Raw genomic sequence first — 6,949 nt, 5'->3', positions numbered from 1 at the left:
GGGGGTAACCTGCTGTAAATTCGGGAAAAAGGAGCGCGCAGCGGCGAGTCCGTGCGGCCGCGCGCAGCCTGGAAAAGCTAAAACATCGGGGCTTGGGTGTCTGACATGGGAAGCGGGGACAAGCCCCGTGACCGACCAGTCATGGCGTTGATTCACGGGAACCGCGAATCAACGCCGATGTCGCCTCAGAGCCGACGTTTGCGGTTGAGCGTCGGTATGGTGGTTTGCGGGACTTCTACCTGTTTGGCCTGGTCCGAAGTCTGAGCCGCCAGCGCGGCCAGGGTCGGCTGGCTGAACAGCGTCCGCGCATCGACGTGCAGCCCGGCCTGACGCATGCGCGCCACCAGACTGACCGCCAGCAACGAATGCCCGCCGAGCTCAAAGAAGTGGTCGTTGCGCCCGACCTGCTCCAGTTGCAGCACTTCGGCCCAGATCTGCGCCAGCCGGATTTCGACTTCGCCCTCGGGCGCCTCGTAGCGGCGACTGAGCACCGCCTCTGCCCCCGGTGCCGGCAAGGCCTTGCGATCGACCTTGTCGTTGGGGGTCAGGGGCAATGCGTCGAGTTTCACGTAAGCGCCCGGCGCCATGTACTCCGGCAAACGCTCAAGCACATGGGCACGCAAGGTTTCGATGGGAGGCGCGTCGAAGCCTTCGCGCACGGTGAAATACGCCACCAGTCGCTCGTCCCGGACCAGCACCACCGCTTCACGCACGGCCGGATGCTCGATCAACCGCGCTTCGATTTCGCCCGGTTCCAGACGCAGGCCCCGCAGCTTGATCTGGAAGTCGTTGCGGCCGAGGAATTCGAGGTTGCCGTCCGCGCGGTAGCGCACCAGATCGCCAGTGCGGTACAGGCGATCACCGACCACGAACGGGCTGTCGATGAAGCGCTCGGCCTGCATGTCCGACAACCCCAGATAACCCCGTGCGACCCCGACCCCGCCGATGTGCAAATGTCCGCTGACACCGAATGGCACCGGTTGATCGTGGGCGTCCAGCACATAGAGCCGGGTGTTGCTCAGGGCCTTGCCGATCGGCACCACGGTTTCCGGCACCGGTTGATCCGGTTCCAGTGTCCAGCCGGTGCTGTCGACCGTGGTTTCGGTCGGGCCGTAGACGTTGTGCAGACGCACCCACGGCAGGCGCTCGCGCACGCGCCGGGCCAGTGCGGCGGTCAGTTCACCGCCACCGTTGAGCACGTCGGTCAAGCTGGTGCACTGGCTGACATCGTCCTGTTCGATGAACTGTTGCAGCAGCGCCGGCACGAACTTGACCACGGTGATCTGCCGTTCGCGAATCACCCGGGTCACATAGGCCGAATCGCGGTTGCCGTCGGGACGCGCCAGCACCAGCCGCAGGCCGGAACACAGCGGCCAGAAAATCTCCCACACCGAACTATCGAAGCTGAACGGCGCCTTCTGCAACAGCGCGCCGTGCTCCGTCGGCGGGCTGATCTGCGAGCCCCAGTGGACCATGTTGCAGGCGCTTCGATGCTCGATCATCACGCCCTTCGGCGTGCCGGTGGAGCCCGAGGTGTAGATCATGTAAGCCAGGTTCGCAGCGCTCAGACCCGGTATTTTCAGGTTGTCGGCGGAAGCGCCCTGCCAGATGCAACGGTCGAAGTCGATGACCGGCACACCCGGCTCGCCCAACAAATTGCGGGTGGCCTCGTGCACCAGCACCGCCACCGGGGCGCTGTCCTGCAACATGTAATGCAGGCGATCCAGCGGATAGTCGGGATCCAGCGGCACGTACGCGCCGCCGGCCTTGAGAATACCGAGCAGGCCGACCACCAGATCCAGGCTGCGCTCGACGCAGATCGCCACCCGCGAATCGGGCTGCACACCGTGCTCGCGTAGATGATGCGCCAAGCGGTTGGCCTGCTCGTTCAGTTGGCGATAGGTCAGTTGTTGATCCCCGGCCTGCAAAGCGATGGCGTCGGGTCTGCGCTGCGCTTGCTGTTCGAACAACACCTGAAGCGGCTGATCGAGCGGGCAATCGACTTCGCTGGCATTGAATTCGACCAGCAGTTGCTCAAGCTCCGCCGCCGGCAGGATCGGCAAGCAATTCAGCGGCTGTTGCGGGGTTTGCTCAAGGGCATCGACCAGTGCCTGCAACGCGGTTTGCACGTAGTCACCGATGCGATGCGCACCGATGCTCATCAGGGTCCGCGTGGTGATCTGCAAGGCGCTGCCCAGATCATCGACGCTCAGGGTCATCGGGTAGTTGGTGCGCTCTTCGTTCTCCAGGGTCTGGATGCCTTGCCAGGCTTGGTCCGACGACGATTCCTGGGCCTCAAGGTCGGTGTGCCGATAGTTGAGCAACGCACTGAACAGCGGCGCCGGCGACGCGACACCGCTGCAACGCTGGGCCAGCGCCAGTGACACATGTTCGTGCCCGAGCAAGTCGGTCAGTCTGGCGTGGGTGAGCAGCACCGCATCGCGCACGCCACGGTCCATGTCCACCCGCAATGGCAAGGTGTTAATGAACACTCCGAGCGCCCGGTCCGCGCCCTCGCCGCCCTGCATCCGGCCCATAAAAACGCTGCCGAACACCACGCGTTCCTGCCCCGACGTCGCCGCCAGCACCTGCGCCCAGGCCAGGTGAATCAGGCTGGCCACGCTGACGCCCGCCTGCCGCGCCTGAAGGCGCAAGCGCCGGTCCAGTTCAGGCGCAAGCGTGCGCACGGCTTCGTCGATACCGCGCCCGTCGCCCTGCACGTCCTGCAAACCGAATGGCAAGGTCGGCTCGTCGATGTCGGCGAGCATCTCGCGGAAGAACGCTTCATGTTCCTGCTCGCTGACACCGAGCCGGGTCTGGGCTACGTAGTTGCGATACGGCACCGCTGGCGGCAGCGGTTCATCGAGCCCCAGCAGGTTGGCGCGCATTTCATGGCGCAGGACTTCCAGCGCGATGTGATCCAGCGCCAGGTGATGGAACAACAGAATCGCCACGATCCGCCCGTGAGCCGGATCGCGCGCATACATCAGCCGGATCAGCGGCGCCTGACTGACGTCGATGTGATAGCGACGAGCATCGAAGCGCGCGTGCAGTTGCGCGAGGACATCGCCCTCGGCCGGATCGAGGGTGATTTCCTGCACCGGCAGTTCGGCTTCGCGCCAGACCACCTGAACCGGAGTGGTCAAACCTTCCCAGACCACCGCAGTGCGCAGGATGTCGTGGCGCGCCATGACCTGACGCAGCGCCGCCGCATAGGCCTCGACCCGCTCGACGCTGTCGAACGCCAGCTGTGATTGCAGCAGGTACGGATCGCCCTGCGCGGCGGTGATGTGGTGATAAAGGATGCCTTCCTGCAACGGCGCCAGCGGATAAATGTCCTGCACGTTGGCCGCCCCGCCCGGCACCGTGGCGATGATCCGGTCGAGGGTGGCCTGATCCAGTTCTACCAACGGCAACAGGTCCGGAGTGATCTGCGTGCAACCTTGCGGAATGCGGTTGGCCGGCACTTCGACCTCGCGGCCAGTGCCCACCGACGCGGCCAGTGCCGCCAATGTCGGCTGGCCGAACAGCACGCGCACATCGCTGCTCATCCCTAGCTGACGCATGCGTTCGATCAGGTTGACCGCCAGCAACGAGTGCCCACCGAGTTCGAAGAAGTGATCGTGACGCCCGACCTTTTCGACCTGCAGTACCTCGGCCCAGATCTGTGCCAGGAGGATTTCGACGTCGCCTTGCGGGGCTTCATACTCGCGGCGGATCAACGCCTCCGGCCCCGGCGCCGGCAACGCCTGGCGATCCAGTTTGCCGTTGGCCGTCAGCGGCAACGCCGTCAAACGCACATAGGCCGATGGCAGCATCGCGCTGGGCAGTCGGGTCTTGAGGTGAGCATGCAGCTGCGTGATATCCAGCGGCTGGCGTTCGGTGAACCAGGCCAGCAATTGCCCGTCGCGCACCTGCACCACCGCATCGCGCACGAATTCATGGCTACTCAACGCGGCTTCGATTTCGCCGGGCTCGATGCGCACGCCACGGATTTTCACCTGATCGTCGTTGCGACCCAGGTACTCAAGGGTGCCATCCGGGCGCCAGCGTGCGAGGTCGCCGGTGCGGTACATCCGCGCGTTGGGCTGGCGGCTGAATGGATCGTCGAGGAAACGTTCGGCGGTCAGCTCAGGGCGATTGAAGTAACCCCGCGCCACGCCGGCGCCACCGACATATAGCTCACCGGACACGCCAATCGGCACCTGACGCTGTCGGTCATCCAGCAGATAGGCCGTGGCATTGCTCACGGGTTTGCCGATGTGCAGCGTCCGGCCCGGTTCGATTCGGCCCGAGGTGGCGACTACCGTCGCTTCGGTCGGGCCGTAGTTGTTGATCACCGCGAACGTCTGCTCGCGATTGAATTGGCGCAGGCGATCACCGCCGATCAGCAGTGTGCGCAGGGTCGGGTGTTCGAGGTGGCGGCTGAAGGCGTACTCGGCAATCGGGGTCGGCAGGAAACTCACGTCCAGCGGTTGCGCACGCCACCAGTCGAGCAGCGCGTCGATGTCTTCGCCGCCGTCACGGGATGGCGCCAGGTGCAGGGTCGCGCCGGCACACAACGCGGGCCAGACTTCCCAGGCCATGGCGTCGAAGCCGAAGCCGGCGAGGCTTGAAGTGTGGCGACCGACACACAGATCGAAGGCCGTGCAATGCCAGTCGACCAGATTCGATAGCGTGTGATGTTCGACCATCACGCCTTTGGGCTGGCCGGTGGAGCCGGAGGTGTAGATCACGTAGGCCAGGTGCGCGGTGGTCAGTCCCGAGGTGTCGGGGTTGAGATCGTTGATCGGCCAGCCGCGCGAATCGATTTCGATCAGCGGCACGTCCAGCACCGGCAAGCGCTCGCGAAGAGCGCGCTGGGTCAGGACCACGACCGGAGCGCTGTCGCTCAACAAATAGCTCAACCGTTCCGCAGGGTGAGCCGGATCGACCGGCACATAACCGGCGCCGGACTTGAGGATCGCCAGCAGCGCGACCAGTGTGTCCAGCCCTCGGCGGGCGACGAGTGCCACGCGGTCATCGGGTCGCACGCCGAGCCCGATCAAATGATGGGCCATGGCGTTGGCCTGTCGGTTCAGCTCGGCATAGGTCAGCCGCAAGCCCTGGAACTCTGCTGCCACCGCATCCGGTCGCGCCGCCGCTTGCGCTTCGATGCGCTGGTGGATGCTCAGGTCTTTGGGGGATTCAACGCGCGTGTCATTCCACTGCTGCAACAGCGCCGTTTCGGCCGGCAGACTCAGACTGAAATCGCCCACCGTCAGCGCGGGTTCTTCAAGCCCCTGCTCCAGCACCCACAGCAAGCGCCCGCTCAGCGCCGCGATTTCATCGGCGTCAAAGTAGGCCTCGTTGTACACCATGTACAGACTGTCCTCGTCGTCGCCGCGGCTGCTCAGCAGGTGCACGGACAGCGGCGTGCCCTCTTCGTGGTTCGACACTTTGACCACCCGCCCCTGCGCATCGCCGTAGCGGTACTCATGCGCGTCGCGCTCATAGGACACAGTCACTTCGAACAGCTGCGAGCGATCCTCGCGCAGCAGACCGAGTGCGCGGTTCATCTCGCTGAGGGGGAAACGCTGATGGCGGAAATCCTGTTTCAGCTCATCGCCAATCGCCTTGACCAGCGCCTTGAACGACAACTCACGAACGAACCCCATGCGCACCGCGCTGACCTGGGTGAACAACCCCAGGGTTGATTTGAACCGGGCACCGGAACGGTTGAGCAGCGGCACACCCACTACCCATTCGTCACGCTGGGCGCTGCGGCTGAAGTACACATGAATCGCGGCCAGCAACACATGAAACGCCGACGCGCCGTACTCCCGGGCCACCTGCTTCATGCGTTCATGCAGGCGTGCGGGAAACACCTGCGAGAAAATCCGCGTCGGTGCCGCAGCGCCGGCAAAGCGTTCCTGATAGCGCGGCAACAACAGCGGCTCGGGACGGTGCTGGTATTTGTCCAGCCAGTACGCCCGGTCACGGGCATAACGGGCGGACTGAAAATACTGCGCATCGTCACGGATGAAATCGACATAGGACGGCGCCGAATCGGGTGGCTGCTGCCCGAGCGCCAGCGCGTTGTAGATCTCGTCGAGGGATTTGAGCATCTCGCCGAAACCCCAGCCATCGACGATCAGGTGATGGGCCTGGAGTGACAGCCAATGGCAGTCGTCATCGAGCCTGAGCAGACGAAACCGGAACAACGGCCCGCCGGCGAGTGTGAACCGCTGCTCGATGCATTCCTGAGTCAGTTGGCGCGCGGCGGAATAAGGGTCGGGATGGTTGCGAAAGTCGTGCACCGGCATCGGCACCGGCATCGATTGCACGAAACGCTGCAACGGCAGCCCATGCTCGCCGGCCCCCGGCAGCAGGCTGGTGCGCATGGCGTCATGCCGGGCCACGAGCCCTTCAAGCGCTGCCTGCATCAGCGCCGGATCCAGCGGCCCGGTCAGTTCGACATAACCACCGATGTTGTACATCGGCGAGTTCCCCTGACGCAGTTGATCGAGCCAGATGTCGCGCTGGGCGGCAGTCAGCGGGAAAGCCTCGGAAATCGCGGACAGACCGTCCGCCGCGTCGGCAGCAAATTGGTTCATAAGATCCATCTCACGTGATTTGGCGCGTATTCAAGCATCGGCCCTGAAACCCGCGTGACACGTGAAACCCGGACAACCCTGTCCACTTCGTACCGTCCTGCGAGCCAACAGGGCCGGATAAGTCAGCGATCCCCCTAAAAGTTCGGAAAGAAATGGCTGAAAATCCTGTAGGACAATCGCCACTCGCTGCTACCGACTAGCGCCTCGCAATTGTGGGACGCGGCGGCTCAAGCCCCGGATTTCGGGGTTCGCACTAGACCGTACAGTCATGGACTACGAGAGCTTGCACATTGATCTGACAGAAACGTGACGCCATTTTTTCGGAAATGGTGGCACTTTGTGTCCCTGTTTTC

General features: G+C 64.0%; 1 protein-coding gene. It reads right to left on the bottom strand.

Annotated elements, in window-relative coordinates; all coding sequences use genetic code 11:
• Positions 1-185 precede the first annotated feature (185 nt).
• Positions 186-6,596, bottom strand: a complete 6,411-nt coding sequence (locus AC1Q9F_RS18055) for an amino acid adenylation domain-containing protein (protein WP_492620533.1) — start codon at positions 6,594-6,596, stop codon at positions 186-188.
• Between the last annotated feature and the right edge of the window lie 353 nt (positions 6,597-6,949).

The sequence above is a fragment of the Pseudomonas sp. GW823-FHT04A03 genome, from assembly GCF_058796615.1.
The sequence above is the reverse complement of the archived record's forward strand: the minus strand, read 5'-3'. Positions and strand labels throughout refer to the sequence as shown.